Raw genomic sequence first — 18,922 nt, forward strand, 5'->3', positions numbered from 1 at the left:
GGGCGGTCAGCGCGGGACTTGGAGGCCGACCAGCGCGGCCCGGCCGGGTTCCAGGCCTTCCCAGGCGCCGGGCACGGCCAGTATCGCGATCGCCGATGTGGGGAACTTCGCCGAAATGCGTTCCGCGACAGCGGCATCCGTGCCGTCGTCGTCGGCCAGGGTGAGCGCCAACGCGGACATCGTCGGTTCGTGCCCGATGACGAGCAGGGTCGTGACGTCGTCGGGGACCTTGTTGATCTCGTCAATCATGATGCCGGGGGTGCTGTCGTAGAGCCGCTCGACGTAACGCACCGGTGCGTCGATACCGGTGTTGGTCAGGGTCTCCCGGGCGCGGGTGGCGGTGGAGCACAGCACGGCGTCGACGGTGGGCGCGTTGGCGCGCAGCCAGCCTCCGGCGAGCCCGGCTTCCCTGATGCCGCGCGGCGCCAACGGCCTGTCATGGTCGGCGACGCCAGGAGGGTACGCGGACTTCGCGTGCCGCATCAGTAGCAGGGTGCGCCGATCACTCATCCGGTCCACGGTAATAAACGCGGTGCCAAAGCTGCTACCACTCGTCGTCGTCTTAGTTGTGGTGGAGTAGGAGGCAGTTCGATTGGGGTTTCAACAAACGAGCTAAGGCGCTGGGGTTTTCACCCACAGCGCCTTAGCAGGGTATGTGATTATCCGGCCACACCTCGTGACGGCCAGACCGATTTAACCCCCAAGTTGAGAGCCCGAAGCTCTGACCAGGAGATGCGGTTGAGAGCCCGAAGCTCTGACCGCAGCATTCAAGCTACCGCGCGGGGCACCGTTGTTCAACCACGGCAGCGTGCGACGAGGTGCGCCGGCTTCCATGAGTCAGCACGTTTACTCTTTTCGTGCGCTGGTCGGTCGCGAACGAAGCGACCCCAAATGCTGCCGCGAGACGGGCCGCGACTCGCCCCTTATGAGAGTTTGCCGAAGAGTCGGAGCGCCGCTGGTGCGCCACAGCGCCAGCCACCAAATCGGCAAGCTGCAGCCCGTCAGTGCAACGCGAGTCGGCGCATACAGCAGATACCAGGCCGGTAGACCTGAGCCGCTGGTTAACCATTCCACGCACAGCGTCATCGAATGCGATACCGACCGGTGTCGTGCGTCGATCGAGCACGGCGCTTGCCAGCTCTCGTGAATTGATGCTGCCCACCAGCATCTTTGCTACGACCTTTGCATGGACTTGCCATTCCGGGTGTTTGCCGTCGAACGGATTGCACGTCTTCGACGAAAGGTCGACGACACAGGCTGTGATATGGGCATCGGAATTCGCAAGTGCGTCTATGACCTCGTAGTACGCCGTGAGCTTGCCGCGCGATATACGACTGAACTTGAACTCCCCGTCGTACGCGCGTGTATCGCGAATGTGCTCGATGCTACGCAGCAGTGCACCGGGTTTTCGCAGCTTGACGGCGCCCACAACGAAGAATGACCCACTGCTGGCACGCGCCGAACTCTCGTCGACAAAGAAGGTTGCACACGGGTAGCCGCGAGGAACGAGCACCGCATCAACTTCAGGTTTCGCCAACGGCTCGACCTCCTGCGGGCTGACGAAATAGCCGGTAGTGGTCGCCGTTGGCGCCGATGATCGCACCGGCCCACCGCGCATTCGACTGCCCCGTCAACGTCTTCTTGCGGACGTTAAACCGATCCCGGCGTCTCCGGTGTCTGGCCTCGTCCGCGATTGCCGCACCACACGGCCCGGCCAACGACTTCGTCACCGTCGCGCCCCATCATCACTTGCAGTCTCCGCGACAGCACATTGACCAGGCGACCGTTGTTGCACCTTCATAATGCCCGGATGCTTCCAGGGGGGTCCGACATTTCCCGCTCGTCCATCACCGGCCAACAAAATCGCCAGCTGCTCCCGACCCGAGCCACCGCTTGTGCGGCGTCGCGTTAAGTCACTGGGGCTCAACCGCCCGGGCTAGGGCCAATTGCAAAGCGGCACCATGCCTCAGGGGCGCCAGCCGAGTTGGAGCAGCAAGCCCAGGTCGTCACGGACCGCGCGGTGATGGGTGATCTGGCCGCCGGCGACCGTGAAGATGTGCACCTGTTTGTGGTTGATCCGCCTGCCGGTGGGTTCGATGCCGTTGAACACCCCGGTGTGCTCGCCGGTCATGGTGGCCGCGGCGATCACGACCCCGGCCTCGGCCACGGTCTCCTGCGGTTCGAACCGCAGATCGGAGAACGCGTCGCGCAGCCATCGGCTGGTGGCCAGGAACCCCGCGGGGCCGAGGAGCCGGCGTTCGACATCGTCCGGGTCGTCGTCGGCCTCCTGATTCACGTAGCTTGGGGCGATGATTCGTCGGGCCAGCTCCTCGTCTCCGGTCTCGATCAGCCGGAAGGACTCGAGCGCAACGGCTTTCGGGTTCGTCATTCGGCAAAGGCTAACGCGCATCACCGGGGGTGGTATTGGATGAAACGGACACGCCCCGCGGGAGCGCGACGGGCGACACCCCCGCCAGCGCCAGGCACTCGTTGATCATGTGCGGCTGGTCGGCGTAGTTGGCTTCGATCGCCAACTCCGCCCAACGTGCTCGGGCGCCGCGGGTATGGATCAAATCCAGCAGACGCTGGAATCGAAGGATCCGGCCAAACCGCTTGGGGCCGTAGCCGACAGCGGTCTCAAACCGGCGGCGCAGCTGTCGTTCGCTGAGATCGACGGCGGCGGCCAGGCTCGATACCGGCCGGCCCGGGTGTCGCCGCATTATCCCTATCGCCCGGGTGACGGCGGTATCGACCAACGGTTCGGCGCCGGCGAGATAGCCGGCCAGCAGGTCTTCCAGCGCCGCCACGCGTTGACTGGGAGTCGTTGCCGCAAGGACCATCTCGGCCATGAGGGTGCCGCGGACGCCGAAGATCGAATCGAGGAGAACCCGGCGGTCGGTGAACTCGCTGGCGGGCGGCCCGATGAGGGCGGCCGCCGCGCCCGGCCGCAATCGAAGACCGGCGAGCACGCATCCCGTGTCCGGCGGCAGGTCGTAGAAGGTGGTGGCGGGACCCGCGATCATGACGTCGCCCCGCGAACCGACGAACAGGTCGACGCACCCGTCCGGCATCACACGCAAAGGTCGGCTCGCCGGGCCGGACCGAACCCAGCCGCATTCGACCAACGGCGCGAGCCGTCGATCGGGACGAAACTCCTGGTACACGCCATCACCATATGCGTGCTGACGGTCGTTCAGTGGGTATCAACCAACGGCCGAAGCCTTCATCTTGTCATCGTCGACCGCCGCACGTAGGTCTGCTGCCCGACCGGGCGAAGGGTTCCGGCAGCTTCAGCTCGATCAATCGCAGTCGCGGCACCGGGCTTCGCGGAGTATCAATTCAAGACCAACCAACAGGGTGATTCCGCTGTTCGAGTTGCGGCAGGTCTAGCACGCCGATCACCGAGCCTGTAATTTTGCAGGCCGCTACTCGCACTCTCGCTGCATACTTACAGGCTCGGCGAAGGGTCCGACCCGCCGGCGTGATCACCGCCGCGAGCAATGGCGCGCGACCTTGACGCTTGAAATGGCACCCCAGAACGCCGCGCTGATCTCCATGTTCCAGACGTAGAGTCGCCGGGCCTGAGCACGATCACCACCGCATGCGCTGAGGTAAGGGGCCAAGCGTGGCGCTGTTACAAACGTGTCGAGTGCCGCCACTCTGGCCGGGTCCATGGCACTTCGCTCTAGACAGAAGAAGGCCCGGCGGGCTTCACCGAGGTGAATGCGATCCTGCCGGGCGTGCACCACTAATTTACGGGCGTGACACGCCGCAATCAATGCGGGCGCGCCGCAGCCCGCTCTTCTTCCTATAGGAGCAGGTCCGACCTTCAATCGAAGGTTTCCGCCCGACATGCTCCCGCAGAGCTCAAGCCCGAATCGCCATCACCATATGTGCGGTGCACCCATGCCGGTGCGCGTCCCCCGACTTGTCGGCATCCAGTCCTAAACTCGCGATGCCCTGATAGCCACGCAACCAGAAAGGGGGGCGCCGGGATGCGATTCCTGCACACCGCCGACTGGCAGCTCGGCATGACCCGGCACTTCCTTGCCGGCGATGCCCAGCCACGGTACTCGGCGGCCCGCCGCGACGCGGTCGCCGGTCTGGGGGCGCTGGCGGCGGAGGTGGGCGCCGAGTTCGTCGTGGTGGCCGGTGACGTCTTCGAGCACAACCAGCTCTCCCCGCAGGTGATCGGGCAGTCGCTGGAAGCCATGCGCGCCATCGGAATTCCGGTCTACCTGCTGCCGGGCAACCACGATCCGCTCGACGCGTCCTCGGTGTACACGAGCGCGCTGTTCACCGCCGAACGCCCGGACAACGTCACCGTGCTCGACCGGGCCGGTGTCCATCAGGTGAGGCCCGGGGTGGAGATCGTCGCCGCGCCGTGGCGGTCCAAGGCCCCGACCACCGACCTGGTCGCCGAGGTCCTCGAAGACCTGACCCCCGGACCCGTCACCCGGATCCTCGTCGCCCATGGCGGCGTCGACGTCCTCGACCCCGACCGCGACAAACCGTCGCTGATCCGGCTCACCACGCTCGACGACGCGCTGGCCCGCGGCGCAATCCACTATGCCGCGCTGGGGGACAGGCATTCGCTCACCCGGGTGGGCGACAGCGGCCGGGTCTGGTATTCCGGTTCACCGGAAGTCACCAACTTCGACGACGTCGAATCGGACCCCGGTCACGTCCTGGTCGTCGACGTCGACGAGAGCGCCGTCACCGTGGAGCCCCGGCGCGTCGGCCGCTGGCGGTTCGTCACCCTGCACCCTCAGGTCGACACCAGCCGCGACATCGCCGACCTCGACGTGAACCTCGACCAGATCACCGACAAGGACCGCACCGTGGTGCGGTTGGCGCTGACCGGTTCGTTGACGGTCACCGACCGCGCCGCGCTGGACGCGTGCCTCGACCGATACGCCCGGTTGTTCGCCTGGCTCGGCCTGTGGGAACGCCGCACCGACCTCGTCGTCATACCCGCCGACGGCGAGTTCACCGATCTCGGCATCGGCGGGTTCGCCGCCGCGGCCGTCGAGGAGCTGGTGGCAACGGCACGCGAGGGCGACGCGGAGTCCGCCGTCGATGCGCAGGCGGCGCTGGCGCTGTTGCTGCGGCTCGCCGATCGGGGGGCCGCATGAAGCTGCACCGGCTGGTCCTCACCAACTACCGCGGCATCGCGCACCGGGAGATCGAGTTCCCCGACCGAGGCGTGGTGGTGGTGTGCGGCGCCAACGAGATCGGCAAGTCGTCGATGGTCGAGGCCTTGGACCTCCTGCTGGAGTCCAGGGACCGCTCCACGAAGAAGGAAGTCAAGGCGGTCAAGCCGGCCAACAGCGACGTCGGCTCCGAGGTCAGCGCCGAAATAAGCTGCGGTCCTTACCGTTTCGTGTACCGCAAGCGGTTCCACAAAAAATGCGAGACGGAGTTGACGGTGCTGACGCCGCGCCGCGATCAGCTCACCGGCGACGAGGCCCACGAACGGGTCCGGGCGATGCTGGCCGAGACGGTGGACAACGACCTGTGGCGCGCCCAGCGGGTGCTGCAGGCCACCTCGACCGCCGCGGTGGATCTGTCCGGTTGTGATGCGCTGTCGCGCGCGCTGGACGTCGCGGCCGGAGACGCCACGGCGCTACAGGGCACCGAGCCGTTGCTCATCGAGCGGATCGACGCCGAGCACGGCCGCTATTTCACCCCCACCGGGCGCCCCACCGGCGAGTGGGCCGCCGCGATCTCCCGGCTGGCCGACGCCGAGGCCGCGGTCGCGGAATGCGCGGCGGCGGTCGCCGAGGTTGACGACCGGGTGCGCCGCCACGCCGTCCTGACCGAGCGGGCGGCCGAGTTGGCGCAGCGGCGGGCCTCGGCCGCCCCCCGGCTCGCCGCCGCGCGGGCGGCCGCCGACAGGATCGCCGAACTCACCGGCCAAGAGCGCGAGGCCAGGCTGGTCGCCGACGCCGCGGCGGCGACCGGCGCCGCGGCCACCGCCGCCCACACCGGGCGGTTGGCGCTGCTGGCCGAAATCGACACTCGCACGGCCATCGTCGCCGCGGCCGAGGCCGAAGCGCAACAGGCCGCCGACGCGCGGGCACAAGCGGCGGCCGACGCCGAGGCCGCGGCCACCGCCGCCGAGGAAGCCACCCGGGCCCTGACGGACCTGCAACGTCGCGCCGAGGCCGCCCGGCGCGCCGTCGACCAGCTCGCCAACCGCGAGGAGGCCGACCGGCTGAGCGCCCGGTTGGCCAGGATCGTCACCATCCAGCGGGACCGGGACCGGGTCCGCGCGGAACTCGCAGAGCCCCCGGTCGCCGCCGTCACCGAGGAGTTGCTGCGGCGAATCGAGGACGCCGCGGCCGCCGTCGACCGCCTCGGCGGCCAGTTGGCGTTGATGTCCGCCGGGGTGGAGATCACCGCCGCCGCCGACATCGAGCTCCTCGCCGGCGACCAACGGGTGCCGCTCGCGGCGGGCCAAAGCTGGTCGATCACGGCGACCGGTCCCACCACCGTGGCGGTACCCGGCGTCCTGACCGCGCGGGTCACCCCGGGCGCGACCACCCTCGACATCCAGGCCAAATACGTTGCGGCGGAACAGGAGCTGGCCGCCGCGTTGGAGGCCGGCGCCGTCGTTGACCTGGCGGCCGCGCGATCCGCCGATCAACGCCGCCGCGAACTGCAGGCAAGCCGCGACCAGTTGAGCGCCACCCTGGCCGGTTTGTGCGGCGACGAACCGGTCGACCAGCTGCGGTCGCGGCTCGCGCAGTTGCGTGCCGGTCAATCGGACGAACCCGACGTCATCGCGACGGACATCGCCGCCGCCCGCACCGAACTGGATGCGGCGGAGGCCGACCGCGCCGCCGCGTCCGCCGAACACGAGACGCGCCGCCGGATCGCCGCGGACGCCGATGGCAGGCTGGCCGAGTCATCCATGCGGGCAACGGTTTTGCTGAACACGCTGGAGACCCAGCGCGGCGAGCTGGACGCGGCCACCGCCCGGCTGGCGCGGGAGCGGGGGTCGGTCAGTGACGAGGACCTCGCGTCGGCGGCGGACACCGGGCTGAAGGCGGCGGAAGACGCTCAGCGGCGGCTCGCCGAGCTGGCCGGCGAGCTTGCCGCCGCGGCGCCGGACGCGGTGGCCGCCGAATTGGCCGCTGCCACAGGGGAAGCGACGTCGCTGCACGATCGCTACGAAGAGGCCGCGGGTGCATTGCGCGAGATCGGTATCGAGCTTTCGGTCTTCGGCGGCGAGGGTCGCCAAGGCAAGCTGGACGCCGCCGAGACGGAACGCGAGCACGCCGCCAGCCAGCACGCCCGGATGGGTGAGCGGGCGCGGGCCGCGCGGCTGCTGCGGTCGGTGATGACGCGTCACCGCGACACCACCAGGCAGCGCTACGTCGAGCCCTATCGCGCCGAACTGCAGCGGCTCGGCCGCCCGGTGTTCGGGCCCACGTTCGAGGTGGACATCGACAGCGACCTGTGCGTCCGCAGCCGCACCCTGAACGGCGTCACGGTGCCGTACGAATCGTTGTCCGGTGGGGCCAAAGAGCAGCTCGGCATCCTGGCGCGGCTGGCCGGCGCCGCCCTGGTGGCCAAGGAGGACACCGTCCCGGTGCTGGTCGACGACGCGCTGGGATTCACCGATCCCGCCCGGCTGGCGAAGATGGGTGAGGCCTTCGACGCCGTGGGCGCTCACGGACAGGTCATCGTGCTCACCTGCAGCCCCGATCGGTACGACGGGGTCACGGGCGCGCACCGCGTCGACCTCAACGCCTAGCGTCACGGTGCGGCTCAGGTCCGCATGAACCCGATCGCGGTGTAGTTCAGGTCGGCGAGGCCGGCCGCGCCGAAATTGGCGAGCGTGCTGCGCACCGCGACGTCGCCCGGAGATTGGGTCAGCGGCAGGCTGAATCCCTCGGCCCAGATGAGCTTGTCGAGGTCGTTGGCCAACGCCCGCGCCTTGCCGGGATCGAGCTCTTCGAGCGTTCGCTCGATCGCGTCGTCGATCTGCGGGCTGCCGATCTTGCCGAAGTTGCTTGCCCCGTAGGACTGGTAAATCTGGGTCAGCGCCGAGAGGGGGAACGCGTCGCCGAGCCAGCCGAACTGCGCGATGTCGAAGGCCCCGACGTTGATGTAGTTGGTGAAGAAGCCGCTGCCGGACCTCGCGACGAGATCGAGCTTGACGCCGATCTGCGCGAGACTGTGCTGGGCGATCTGCGCGAACACGCGGCTGCCCTGCGCGTCGTAGAACAAATCGCGGATGACGAGCTGGCGCCCGTCCTTCTCCCGGAACTGGCCGTTGAGCCGCCAGCCCAGGGCATCGAGCTCACGTGCCGCCTCGGCCGGGTCGTAGGGGACGACGGAGCCGTTGTCCTGATAGCCCTCCTGCCCGGCGACATAGATGTGGTTGTTCAACGCCACCGGGTCGCCGGTGAGGCCGTACTGGACCACCTTGGCGATGGTCCGCCGGTCGATGCCCTTGGATACGGCGACCCGCAGCGCCTTGTCCTCGAGGATCGCCCCGTGGGCACCGTTGAACGTGAAGTGCGACCAGCTCGGGGCGGGGGCGCGCCGGATCGAAATGCCCTTGGTCCGTTGCGCGATGGTCAGCTGGTCCACCGTGCCGATCCCGGTGGCGTCGATCGTGTTGTTCTGCAGCGCCGGCAGCCGCGCGGCGTCATCGAGCACCAGGTAGGTGATGTTGTCCAGGCGCGGGCGCCGGCCCCACCATTTCGGGTTGCGGGTCAACACGATTCGCTGCGTGGTCCGGTCCAGAGACGAAAAAATGAAAGGACCCGCCGACGGGCCGGGACCCTCGAGCTGGCCCGTGTTGAAGGCCTCGGGCGTGCCGGTCATGGCGGCGGGCAGCAGCATGCCGTTGCCGGCGAACATGCCGCGCCACTCGGCGTACGGCTTGGCGAAGGTCATGACGGCCTGCCGGTCGTCCACCCCGCGGGTGACCGAGGCGACCCGGTCCGCGCCGCCGGGTCCCGCGATCGCGAAGTTCCTGTCGACGCCGCTGAGCGCGTGGATTTGGCTGGCGATGTCGCGCCACGTGATCGGCGTGCCGTCGGACCACACCGCTTTAGGGTTGATGGTGTAGGTGACCACCTGCGGGCTGGTCCCGGTGAGTTCGACGCTGGTGAAGTAGTCGGTGTCGACCGTCGTCGAGCCGTCCGGCCCGATCGTGAACGCCCGCGGCAGGGTGGCCTTCATCATCGCGGCGACCTCGGCCGAATTGCCGTCGATGTGCAGAATGTTGAAGTTGGGCGGGAAGTCGCTGAGCGCCAGCCGCAGGCTCCCGCCGTCCTGCAGCGTGGCGGGATCCTGCGGGTTGATGTCGCTGGTGCTGCCGATGGATGCGCCGCTGCCGGTCGGGGGCGCCAGGTCGATGGCCGGCGAGCACCCGGTGAGCGCCAAAGCGGCGACCACCACCGCTACCGCCGCGCGGCCCGCGACAATTCGAAACTGCACCCAGAGCGTGTAGTGGCCCCGAAACGGCACCCTCAGCGCAGGCTCGGCGCGCTGGGCGCAGGCTCGAAACTGCGCCCTAGCCACGGCCGCCCGGATCCGGTTGTGGCACCGCGCCCAGCAGCCGGCGCGTGTAATCGTGCTGCGGATTGTCGAAGACCTGCCGGCTGTCACCCTGCTCCACGATGGTGCCGGCGTGCATGACCGCCACGTGGTGGGCCAGGTGTTTGACCACCGAAAGGTCATGAGACACGAAGAGATACGACAGGCCGAACCTTTCCTGCAGATCGAGCAGCAGGTTGATGATCCCGGCCTGGATGGAGACGTCGAGGGCGGACACCGGTTCGTCGAGGGCCAGGATCTTGGGCTGCAATGCCAGCGCGCGTGCGATGCCGATGCGCTGCTTCTGGCCGCCGGAGAACTCGGCGGGGTAGCGGGTGGCGTCCGCGCGGCGCAGCCCCACGATGTCGAGCAGCTCGGCGACCCGCGCGTTGGTGTCGCTCTTGCCGAACCCGTTGGCCCGCAACGGCTCGGCAACCAGTTCGAAGACGGGCAACCGTGGATCCAGGGACGCCACCGGGTCCTGGAACACGACCTGGATGTCACGCCGCAGCGATCGCCGGCTCGCCCGGCTCAGGGTGGCGACATCGGTGCCGAGCACCTCGATCGATCCCGATTGCGGCGCAACCAGTTCCAGGATCTCATGCAGGGTAGTCGACTTGCCCGAACCGGACTCGCCGACGATGCCCAGGGTGCGGCCCTGCCGCAACTCGAAGCTGATGCCGTCGACGGCCCGGACCTCGCCGACGGCGCGACGCAACACCACGCCCTTCGTCAGCCGGTAGGTCTTGACCAGATCGCGCACCCGCACCACCACCGACGAGTCGCCGGGTTCCGTCCGGCGGCTTTCGATGTTGACGCCATAGATGTCCGCGGCGCTGCGCTCGCCAACCTGGTCGGTGCGGATGCATGCCGCCCGATGGTTCACGCCGACCTCGATCAACTCCGGCTCCGCGGCGCGGCACTCGTCGATGGCCAGCGGGCAGCGCGGCGCGAACGGGCATCCCGGGTCCAGGCCGGCCAACGACGGGGGCGAACCGGGTATGGGCACCAGCCGGGTCCCCTGCGCGGCGTCCAACCGCGGAACGGAGCCCAACAGGCCCACGGTGTAGGGCATTTGGCGGGCGCGGTAGAGGTCTTTCACGCTCGCGAACTCGACGACTTTACCGGCGTACATCACCAGCGCGCGGTCGGCGAACTCGGCCACCACGCCGAGGTCGTGGGTGATGATCAGCACGCCGGCCCCGGTGACGTCGCGCGCGGTCTTGAGCACCTCGAGGATCTGCGCCTGCACGGTGACATCCAGGGCGGTGGTCGGCTCGTCGCAGATCAACAGGTCGGGATCGTTGGCGATCGCGATCGCGATGACCACCCGTTGCCGCTCGCCGCCGGACAGCTCGTGCGGAAACGCCCGGGCGCGTCGTTCGGGCTGCGAAATACCCACCAGCTCAAGCAATTCCACCGCGCGCCGGCGGGCAGCCTTCCTGCCGGTCCGCGGCTGGTGGACTTCGATCGCCTCGGCGATCTGGTCGCCGACGGTGTAGACCGGGGTCAGGGCGGACATCGGGTCCTGGAACACCATGCCGACCGCCTTGCCGCGGAACCGCGACATCGCGTCGTCGCCAAGACCCAGCAGCTCCGTGCCGTGCAGGCGGACCGAGCCGCGCACCGTCGCGTACTCTGGCAACAGGCCCACCACCGCCATCGCCGAGACGGACTTGCCCGATCCCGATTCGCCGACCATGGCCACGACTTCCCCGGGATCGATGCGGTAGCTGATGCCACGCACCGCGGTCACCGGTCGGCCGTCGGCGGGAAAGGCGACGGCCAGGTCGGTCACCTCGAGCAGCGGGCTCATCGGGTGCCGCTCCCGGGGTCGAGCGCGTCGCGCAGCCCGTCGCCGGTCAGGTTGGCGCACACCAGGATCAGCACCAGGACGCCGGCCGGAAACAGGAACACCCACGGAAAGGTCGTCGCCGACTGCGTGCCGTTGGCGATCAGGGTGCCCAGCGACACGTCGGGCGGCTGGATGCCGAAGCCGAGGAAGCTCAGGCCGGTCTCGGCCAGGATGGCCGAGGCGACGTTGAGCGCGGCGTCGATGATCAGGATGGACGCCACGTTGGGCACCACATGGCCCACGATGATCCGGCGGCTGGAGACGCCCATATACCGTGCGGCGCGGATGAATTCGCGCTCACGCAGACTCATGGTCATGCCGCGGACCATGCGGGAGCTGATCATCCAGCCGAAGCCCGCCAGCAACAGCACCAGCAGCACGATGCTGGACGAGTTCTTGGTTCGCGGCGTGACGATCGCGATGAGGATGAAGCTGGGCACCACCAACAGCAGGTCGACCAGCCACATCAGCGCGCGGTCCCGCCAGCCTCCGAAATAGCCGGCGACGGACCCGACGGTGGCCGCGATGCCCGTGGAGACGACCGCGACGCAGACGCCGATCAGCATCGACTTCTGCATTCCCCGCAGGATCTGCGCCAACAGATCCTGTCCCAGCGCGTTGGTGCCCAGCCAGTGACGGGCGTTCGGGGGCTGCAGCAGGGCGTTGAAATCGAGGTCGTCGTAGGAGTAGGGCAGCAGCGAGGGCAGCGTGTAGCAGCCGACGAACAGCAGCACCAGCAGCGTCAGCGACGCCACCGCCAGCCGGTTGCGCGCGAACCTGCGCAGCACCAGGGTGCGGCGCGAGGTGAAATCCGCGACGTCCGAGCCGGATATCCCTTGGGCGGCAGCCGTTTCGGCCCGGGACGTCATGACACCCGGACCCTCGGGTCGAGGGCCGCGTAGATGACATCCGAGAGCAGGCCGGCCAGCAACACCACCGTCCCGGAGAACAGGGTGATCGCCGCGATGATGTTGGTGTCCTGGGCCGAAATGCCCTGCACCAGCCATTCCCCCATGCCGTGCCAGCCGAAGATCTTCTCGACGAACACCGCCCCGGTGACCAGCCCCGCCACCCCGTAGGCGAACAGCGTGGCCAGCGGTATCAGCGCGGTGCGCAGCCCGTGTTTCAGCAGCGCGCGCCGGCGGGTGAGCCCCTTGGCGCGGGCGGTGCGAATGAAATCCTGGCCGAGCACGTCGAGCATCGCGTTGCGCTGGTATCGGCTGTATCCGGCGGCGGCGACCAGGGCCAGCGTCAGCGTCGGCAGGATCACATGCCGCAACCGGTCCAGCGCCTGCCCGATAGCCCCGCCGACCACGCCCGGTGACGTCTCCCCGGTGTAGTCGAAAAGGTGGATGCCAACCGCCCAGTTCACCCGCAGGGCACCGAGGATCAACAGGTTGGCGATGACGAACGTCGGCGTGCTCAGCACGAGCAGCGCCAGCATCGTGACCACGCGGTCACTGAGCCGATACTGGCGGATCGCGCCCCATGCCCCGGCCGCGACGCCCAGCACGGTGCCCGACACGGAGCCGATGACCAGCAGTCGCAGGCTGACTCCGACCCGGCGCCACAGCGTGGTCGCGACGGGCTGGCCGGTGATGGTCGTCCCGAAGTCGCCGCGAACGACGTGCGAGGCCCAGTGCGCGTAGCGGATGGGTATCGGTTGGTCCAAGCCGAGCGCGTGGGCCTTGGCGTCGATGACGGCCTGGGGCGGGCGTGGATTGCGCTGCAGCAGGCTGTCCAGCGGCGAGAAGGCCACCGAGGTCAGGCAGTACGTCAAAAACGATGCCAGCGCCAGCAGCACGAGGTAGTTGAGCAACCGGCGCGCCAGAAAGCGGGTCATGCCTTACCGAGCCGCCCGTGCCGCATTGGGACAGGTTAGCGAGCCGAGCGCCAACCGGCCGGATGGCCCGAAAAGCATGACGCGTCGGCCTCTTGTGATCCCGCTGATTCTCATGCGTGAATAACGGGTAGCCGGTTGTTAGCATGCACCGCGGCGCCGATGCATGCAGCAAATTTCATGGGCCACACTCGGAGGAGGCTCACGTGACGGTTACCGACGACTATCTGGCCAACAATGCTGATTATGCGAGCGTCTTCATCGGCGAGTTGCCGATGCCGCCGAGCAAGCATGTCGCGGTCGTGGCGTGCATGGATGCCCGGCTCGACGTCTACCGCATCCTCGGTCTCAACGAGGGGGAAGCCCACGTCATCCGGAATGCCGGCGGGGTCGTCACCGACGACGTGATCCGCTCGCTGGCCATCAGCCAACGGCTGCTGGGGACGCGGGAGATCGTCCTGATTCACCACACCGACTGCGGGATGCTCACCTTCACCGACGAGGACTTCAAGCGCGACATCCAGGACGAGACGGGGGTCGAACCGCCGTGGGCGCCCGAGGCCTTCTCGGACGTCGCGGAGGACGTCCGCCAGTCGGCGCACCGGATCGACGACAGCCCGTTCGTGACCAGGCACGTGTCGCTGCGCGGGTTCGTCTTCGACGTCAGCACCGGCACTCTCGAGGAAGTCGCGCTGACCGACGACGATGCGGCCCGCGCGGCGGTGTGACGCGGAGGCGGGCGATACGCCTCGGCCGATCTTGTAGGTGGCCCGGGCGCCGCGGCCTTGGCGTCATGCGTCCGATGCGTGTCATTGACACCGGCGTGGTCGCCTGGTTCCATAGATGGCAATGACCATAAACATGGTCAGTTCTACCAAATTTATCGGGAATATGACGAGGGGCGCGATGACCGCCGTTGTGAAGGCCGGCCCCGCCGCCGGCCAATACGAACTGAGCCACCTGCGCTCGCTGGAGGCCGAGGCCATCCACATCATCCGGGAGGTGGCCGCCGAGTTCGAGCGACCGGTGCTGTTGTTCTCGGGCGGCAAGGACTCCATCGTCATGCTGCACCTGGCGCTCAAGGCGTTCCGGCCCGGCCGCCCGCCCTTCCCGGTCATGCACGTCGACACCGGCCACAACTTCGACGAGGTGATCGCCACCCGCGACGAACTGGTCGCCGAGTCGGGGGTGCGGTTGGTCGTGGCGTCGGTGCAGGAGGACATCGACGCCGGACGGGTCGTCGAGACCATCCCGTCGCGCAATCCGATACAGACCGTGACGCTGCTGCGCGCCATCCGGGAGAACAGGTTCGACGCGGCGTTCGGGGGGGCGCGGCGCGACGAGGAAAAGGCGCGCGCCAAGGAGCGGGTGTTCAGCTTCCGCGACGAATTCGGCCAGTGGGACCCGAAAGCCCAGCGGCCCGAGCTGTGGAACCTCTACAACGGCCGGCACCACAAGGGCGAGCACATCCGGGTCTTCCCGTTGTCCAACTGGACCGAGTTCGACATCTGGTCGTACGTCGGCGCCGAGAAGATCACGCTGCCGTCGATCTATTTCGCCCACCGGCGCAAGGTGTTTCGGCGCGACGGGATGTTACTGGCCGTGCACCGGCACATGCAGCCACGCGCCGACGAGCCGGTGTTCGAGGCGACGGTCCGTTTCCGCACCGTCGGGGACGTCACCTGCACCGGCTGCGTGGAGTCGGAGGCCGCCACCGTGTCGGAGGTGATCGCTGAGACCGCGGTCTCGCGGCTGACCGAGCGCGGCGCGACCCGGGCGGACGACCGGATCTCGGAGGCCGGGATGGAAGACCGCAAACGGCAGGGCTACTTCTGATGGCCGCCCCCACCACGCTGCTCCGCATCGCCACCGCCGGTTCCGTCGACGACGGCAAGTCCACGCTGATCGGGCGCCTGCTCTACGACTCCAAGGCCGTCATGGAAGACCAGTGGGCGTCGGTGGAGCGCACGTCCAAGGAGCGCGGCCACGACTACACCGACCTGGCGCTGGTCACCGACGGCCTGCGGGCCGAACGCGAACAGGGCATCACCATCGACGTCGCCTACCGCTACTTCGCCACTCCCAAGCGGAAATTCATCATCGCCGACACCCCGGGGCACATCCAGTACACCCGCAACATGGTGACCGGTGCGTCGACCGCCCAGCTGGTGATCGTCCTCGTCGACGCGCGGCACGGCCTGCTCGAGCAGTCACGCCGGCACGCCTTCCTGGCGTCGCTGCTGGGCATCCAGCACATCGTGCTCGCCGTCAACAAGATGGACCTGATCGGCTGGGACAGGGCGAGATTCGAGTCGATCCGCGACGAATTCCATGCCTTCGCCGCGCGCCTGGACGTGCAGGACGTGGCCACCATCCCGATGTCGGCGCTGCACGGCGACAACGTGGTGACCAAGTCGGACAAGGCGCCGTGGTATGAGGGGCCGGCGCTGCTGTCGCACCTCGAAGAGGTCTACATCGCCGGTGACCGCAACCTGGTCGACGTGCGGTTCCCCGTCCAATACGTCATCCGGCCACACACCCGCGAGCATCAGGACCACCGCAGCTACGCCGGCACCGTGGCCAGCGGGGTGATGCGCCCGGGCGACGACGTCGTCGTGCTGCCCATCGGCAAGACCACCCGGATCGCCGCGATCGAGGGGACGAATGGTCCGGTGGCGGAGGCGTTTCCGCCGATGGCGGTGTCGTTGAGCCTCGCCGACGAGATCGACATCTCGCGCGGCGACCTGATCGCCCGCACCAACAACCAGCCCAGGATCGCTCAGGAATTCGACGCGACCGTGTGCTGGATGGACGACGATTCGGCGCTGGAGCCCGGCCGCGACTACGTCATCAAGCACACCACCCGGACCACGCGGGCGAGGATCACCGCGCTGGACTACCGGCTCGACGTCAACACCCTGCATCGCGACAAGACCGCAACGGCCTTGAAGCTCAACGAACTCGGCCGGATCTCGCTGCGCACCCAGGTGCCGCTGCTGCTCGACGAGTACACCCGCAACGCCAGCACCGGCTCGTTCATCCTCATCGACCCGGACACCAACGGCACCGTGGCCGCGGGCATGGTGTTGCGTGAGGTCTCGGCGCAGGCGGCCAGCCCGAACACCGTGCGGCACAAGTCGCTGGTGACCGCCGCGGACAGGGCGGCCCGGGGCAGGACGGTGTGGCTCACCGGGCTGTCGGGCGCGGGCAAGTCGTCGGTGGCCATGCTGGTCGAGCAGAAGCTGCTCGAAAAGGGCGTTCCCGCTTACGTTCTCGACGGCGACAACCTGCGGCACGGCCTGAACGCCGACCTCGGCTTCTCCATGGCCGACCGCGCCGAGAACCTGCGCCGGCTGGCGCACGTGGCCACGCTGCTGGCCGACTCCGGCCAAACCGTGCTGGTGCCGGCGATCAGCCCGCTCGCCGAGCACCGGGAGCTGGCCCGTAAGGTGCACGCCGACGCCGGCTTCGACTTCGTCGAGGTGTTCTGCGACACCCCGATCGCGGAGTGCGAGAAGCGTGATCCCAAGGGGCTGTACGCCAAAGCGCGCGCGGGCGAGATCACGCACTTCACCGGCATCGACAGCCCGTACCAGCGACCGAAGAATCCCGACCTGCGGCTCACCCCCGAACGCACCCTCGACGAGCAGGCGCAGAGCATCATCGACCTGCTCGAGTCGCTGCCCTAGATCGAGCGGATGGCAAAATCCACACCGTGCGCATGTCAGCCAAGGCGGAGTACGCGGTGCGGGCGATGGTCCAGCTGGCCACGGTCGACAGGGGCACGCTGGTCAAGACCGAAGACCTGGCCCAGGCCCAGGGCATACCGCCGCAATTTCTCGTCGACATCCTGACCAACCTGCGCACCGACCGCCTGGTGCGCAGCCATCGTGGCCGCGAGGGTGGCTACGAACTGGCCCGCCCGGGAAACGAGATCAGCATCGCCGACGTGCTGCGCTGCATCGACGGGCCGCTGGCCAGCGTCCGCGACATCGGGCTCGGCGACCTGCCCTATTCCGGGCCGACCGCGCCGTTGGCCGATGTCTGGCGGGCGCTGCGGGCCAGCATGCGCTCGGTGCTGGAAGAAACGACTCTGGCCGACGTCGCGCGCGGTGCCCTGCCCAGGCATGTCGCGCGGCTCGCCGACGACTACCGGGACCAGGAGAGCGTGCGGCACGGCGCGCCGCGCCGCGCCGACTAGCAGGCGACCGTAGGGCCGGCATACCTTCGCGACCGTGCGTGTTTGTACACGACACGCCGTGCGGGCTGTCATTCTGCGCACGCTCGCGCCAAAGGCTGGGGCCTACTTCGGCGCCGTGAGCTCCAGGGCGATGTTGTCCGGGTCGCGAAACTCCAAGATATAGGACGGGCCAATGTCTTTGATCGGCTCGTGCCGCACGCCGACGTCGTCGAGATGCGCGGCCGCGGCGTCCAATTCGGCCCTGCTGGCGAGCCGGAAGGCGATGTGATCGAGCCCGACGCGATCCTCGTCGAAACGGTCCGTCGCGACCGGCCGCAGCCCCAGCAGCATGCCGCCGAGGTCGTAGACGACGCCGCCGTACAGGAAACTCAACTGGTCGCGGGTGGCCTCGTCGGCATTGTCGGGGACCTCCAGCAACACCGGCCAACCGAACACGCTCTCGTAGAACCGCCGCGATCGTTCGATCTCGGTGACGGTCAGCCGGACGTGCGCGATGGAGGTGCTGGTCAAACCCATCTGGTCCATGCTGCCACCGAGAGGGGCACACGTGTTGACCCCCGTGCCACAATCGCCGTCGTGCGGATAGCGATGACCATGCCGGTGATGGAGCCGGACCTGGACGCGACGGTGTTGGAGAACTGGGCGCGCGCGATCGACGAGGGCCCGTTCTCGTCGCTGTGCTGGGGCGAGCGCATCGCCTTCGAAAACCCGGACAACCTCACGCTGCTCGGCGCGCTGGCCGCCTGGACCGGTCGGGTGCGGCTGCTGACGACCGTGATCGTGCCGCAGCTGCACGACCCGGTCATGCTGGCCAAGGCGCTGGCCACCGGCGACGTGCTCTCCGGCGGGCGGCTGACCGTGGGCATCGGCGTGGGCGGCAGGCACGAGGACTACCACGCCGTGAGCGCCGACCCGGCGACGCAGACGATGCGCGGCATGGCCGAACGCGTCGCGGTCATGAAACGGGTGTGGGCCGGGGAAAAGATCACCGAGTCGGTGCTGCCGGTCGGGCCGGCCCCGGTCCAGCCCGGCGGCCCGCCGCTGTTCGTCGGCAGCATCGGGCCCAAGACCATCCGCAGCGCCGCCGCCTGGGCCGACGGTCTGGCCGGCACCACGTTGGACCTCGACGTCGCCAAGCAAAACGAGCTGTTCGACGTGGCGCGGGAGGCGTGGGCGCAGGCCGGCAAGCCCAAACCCCACCTGGTGACGTCGTTCTGGTACGCGTTCGGGTCGCCCGAGCGGGCCCGCGCCCAGGTGCATCGCCACCTGCGGCGCTACATGAACTGGATACCGGCCGAATACGTCGACGCGATGGCGCCGATGACCGGCTGGGCCGGCGGCGAGGACGAGCTGCTGGCCGTGCTGCGCACGTTCGAGGGCATCGGCACCGACGAGGTTCAGCTCATCCCGACGAGTGCGGACCTCGACCAGCTGCGCCGCGCCGCCGACGTGGCGGGGCGGCTTTAGG

At 68.5% G+C, this 18,922-nt stretch carries 16 protein-coding genes; 7 read left to right on the forward strand and 9 right to left on the reverse strand.

Features of this window, described 5'->3' with window-relative positions; translation table 11 throughout:
• Window positions 1–6: 6 nt before the first annotated feature.
• The 4 genes from G6N25_RS16310 to G6N25_RS16325 all read right to left on the reverse strand — a co-directional run bounded on the left by G6N25_RS16310 (window position 7) and on the right by G6N25_RS16325 (window position 3,164).
• Complete coding sequence (locus G6N25_RS16310) at window positions 7–510, reverse strand: SixA phosphatase family protein (protein ID WP_083073518.1); 504 nt, start codon at window positions 508–510, stop codon at window positions 7–9.
• 262 nt (window positions 511–772) lie between these two features.
• Window positions 773–1,603 (reverse strand): DUF3800 domain-containing protein, encoded by an 831-nt coding sequence (locus tag G6N25_RS16315; protein ID WP_142272573.1) that lies wholly within the window; start codon window positions 1,601–1,603, stop codon window positions 773–775.
• Window positions 1,604–1,966: 363 nt separating this feature from the next.
• Window positions 1,967–2,389 (reverse strand): ester cyclase, encoded by a 423-nt coding sequence (locus tag G6N25_RS16320; protein ID WP_142272572.1) that lies wholly within the window; start codon window positions 2,387–2,389, stop codon window positions 1,967–1,969.
• Between the two features lie 10 nt (window positions 2,390–2,399).
• Window positions 2,400–3,164: an AraC family transcriptional regulator gene (locus G6N25_RS16325; RefSeq protein WP_308204618.1), complete on the reverse strand. Its 765-nt coding sequence runs from the start codon at window positions 3,162–3,164 to the stop codon at window positions 2,400–2,402.
• 831 nt (window positions 3,165–3,995) lie between these two features.
• Between G6N25_RS16325 and G6N25_RS16330 the strand changes: the two genes are divergently transcribed.
• Together G6N25_RS16330 and G6N25_RS16335 are read left to right on the forward strand one after the other, a co-directional pair.
• Window positions 3,996–5,135, forward strand: a complete 1,140-nt coding sequence (locus G6N25_RS16330; protein WP_083073516.1) for a metallophosphoesterase family protein — start codon at window positions 3,996–3,998, stop codon at window positions 5,133–5,135.
• Window positions 5,132–7,762 carry an AAA family ATPase gene (locus G6N25_RS16335; protein WP_083073515.1) on the forward strand — a complete coding sequence of 877 codons (2,631 nt, stop codon included), beginning with the start codon at window positions 5,132–5,134 and terminating at the stop codon, window positions 7,760–7,762. Before G6N25_RS16330 ends, G6N25_RS16335 begins: the two co-directional genes overlap by 4 nt.
• Window positions 7,763–7,776: 14 nt before the next feature.
• Here G6N25_RS16335 and G6N25_RS16340 read toward each other — a convergent pair whose 3' ends face one another.
• Genes G6N25_RS16340 through G6N25_RS16355 form a run of 4 tightly spaced genes read right to left on the reverse strand, consistent with a single transcriptional unit; the run spans window position 7,777 to window position 13,256 of the window.
• On the reverse strand, window positions 7,777–9,543 hold the full coding sequence (locus G6N25_RS16340; RefSeq protein WP_142272571.1) for an ABC transporter family substrate-binding protein: 1,767 nt from the start codon (window positions 9,541–9,543) through the stop codon (window positions 7,777–7,779).
• Window positions 9,536–11,374, reverse strand: coding sequence for a dipeptide ABC transporter ATP-binding protein (locus tag G6N25_RS16345; protein ID WP_083073514.1), 1,839 nt, complete (start codon window positions 11,372–11,374; stop codon window positions 9,536–9,538). The genes G6N25_RS16340 and G6N25_RS16345 overlap by 8 nt, the downstream gene beginning before the upstream one ends.
• The gene (locus G6N25_RS16350; RefSeq protein WP_083073513.1) at window positions 11,371–12,282 is read right to left on the reverse strand and encodes an ABC transporter permease; all 912 of its coding nucleotides are present in this window, start codon (window positions 12,280–12,282) and stop codon (window positions 11,371–11,373) included. The genes G6N25_RS16345 and G6N25_RS16350 overlap by 4 nt, the downstream gene beginning before the upstream one ends.
• Window positions 12,279–13,256: an ABC transporter permease gene (locus G6N25_RS16355; protein ID WP_083073512.1), complete on the reverse strand. Its 978-nt coding sequence runs from the start codon at window positions 13,254–13,256 to the stop codon at window positions 12,279–12,281. Before G6N25_RS16355 ends, G6N25_RS16350 begins: the two co-directional genes overlap by 4 nt.
• A gap of 203 nt (window positions 13,257–13,459) precedes the next feature.
• On the opposite strand from G6N25_RS16355, the gene G6N25_RS16360 reads away from it, so the two are divergent.
• From G6N25_RS16360 to G6N25_RS16375, 4 genes are all read left to right on the forward strand, one after another.
• The gene (locus G6N25_RS16360; protein WP_083073511.1) at window positions 13,460–13,981 is read left to right on the forward strand and encodes a beta-class carbonic anhydrase; all 522 of its coding nucleotides are present in this window, start codon (window positions 13,460–13,462) and stop codon (window positions 13,979–13,981) included.
• Window positions 13,982–14,096: 115 nt separating this feature from the next.
• Complete coding sequence (cysD, locus tag G6N25_RS16365) at window positions 14,097–15,089, forward strand: sulfate adenylyltransferase subunit CysD (protein ID WP_142272570.1); 993 nt, start codon at window positions 14,097–14,099, stop codon at window positions 15,087–15,089.
• On the forward strand, window positions 15,089–16,942 hold the full coding sequence (gene cysC, locus G6N25_RS16370; protein WP_083073509.1) for an adenylyl-sulfate kinase: 1,854 nt from the start codon (window positions 15,089–15,091) through the stop codon (window positions 16,940–16,942). The genes cysD and cysC overlap by 1 nt, the downstream gene beginning before the upstream one ends.
• Window positions 16,943–16,968: 26 nt before the next feature.
• Window positions 16,969–17,454: an Rrf2 family transcriptional regulator gene (locus tag G6N25_RS16375; RefSeq protein WP_083073508.1), complete on the forward strand. Its 486-nt coding sequence runs from the start codon at window positions 16,969–16,971 to the stop codon at window positions 17,452–17,454.
• A gap of 102 nt (window positions 17,455–17,556) precedes the next feature.
• Here G6N25_RS16375 and G6N25_RS16380 read toward each other — a convergent pair whose 3' ends face one another.
• Window positions 17,557–17,970 (reverse strand): VOC family protein, encoded by a 414-nt coding sequence (locus tag G6N25_RS16380; protein ID WP_083073556.1) that lies wholly within the window; start codon window positions 17,968–17,970, stop codon window positions 17,557–17,559.
• Between the two features lie 72 nt (window positions 17,971–18,042).
• On the opposite strand from G6N25_RS16380, the gene G6N25_RS16385 reads away from it, so the two are divergent.
• Window positions 18,043–18,921: an LLM class flavin-dependent oxidoreductase gene (locus tag G6N25_RS16385; RefSeq protein ID WP_083073507.1), complete on the forward strand. Its 879-nt coding sequence runs from the start codon at window positions 18,043–18,045 to the stop codon at window positions 18,919–18,921.
• Window position 18,922: the final 1 nt, after the last annotated feature.

Source organism: Mycobacterium heidelbergense, assembly GCF_010730745.1.
Taxonomy (GTDB): Bacteria; Actinomycetota; Actinomycetes; order Mycobacteriales; family Mycobacteriaceae; genus Mycobacterium; species Mycobacterium heidelbergense.

Bases quoted from the DNA above. Each gene is read 5' to 3' on its own strand.
- G6N25_RS16310 (WP_083073518.1), bottom strand. From the start codon at position 510: ATGAGTGATCGGCGCACCCTGCTACTGATGCGGCACGCGAAGTCCGCG.
- G6N25_RS16320 (WP_142272572.1), bottom strand. From the start codon at position 2,389: ATGACGAACCCGAAAGCCGTTGCGCTCGAGTCCTTCCGGCTGATCGAG.
- G6N25_RS16330 (WP_083073516.1), top strand. From the start codon at position 3,996: ATGCGATTCCTGCACACCGCCGACTGGCAGCTCGGCATGACCCGGCAC.
- G6N25_RS16335 (WP_083073515.1), top strand. From the start codon at position 5,132: ATGAAGCTGCACCGGCTGGTCCTCACCAACTACCGCGGCATCGCGCAC.
- G6N25_RS16345 (WP_083073514.1), bottom strand. From the start codon at position 11,374: ATGAGCCCGCTGCTCGAGGTGACCGACCTGGCCGTCGCCTTTCCCGCC.
- G6N25_RS16350 (WP_083073513.1), bottom strand. From the start codon at position 12,282: ATGACGTCCCGGGCCGAAACGGCTGCCGCCCAAGGGATATCCGGCTCG.
- G6N25_RS16355 (WP_083073512.1), bottom strand. From the start codon at position 13,256: ATGACCCGCTTTCTGGCGCGCCGGTTGCTCAACTACCTCGTGCTGCTG.
- cysD (WP_142272570.1), top strand. From the start codon at position 14,097: ATGGCAATGACCATAAACATGGTCAGTTCTACCAAATTTATCGGGAAT.
- cysC (WP_083073509.1), top strand. From the start codon at position 15,089: ATGGCCGCCCCCACCACGCTGCTCCGCATCGCCACCGCCGGTTCCGTC.
- G6N25_RS16380 (WP_083073556.1), bottom strand. From the start codon at position 17,970: ATGGGTTTGACCAGCACCTCCATCGCGCACGTCCGGCTGACCGTCACC.
- G6N25_RS16385 (WP_083073507.1), top strand. From the start codon at position 18,043: ATGACCATGCCGGTGATGGAGCCGGACCTGGACGCGACGGTGTTGGAG.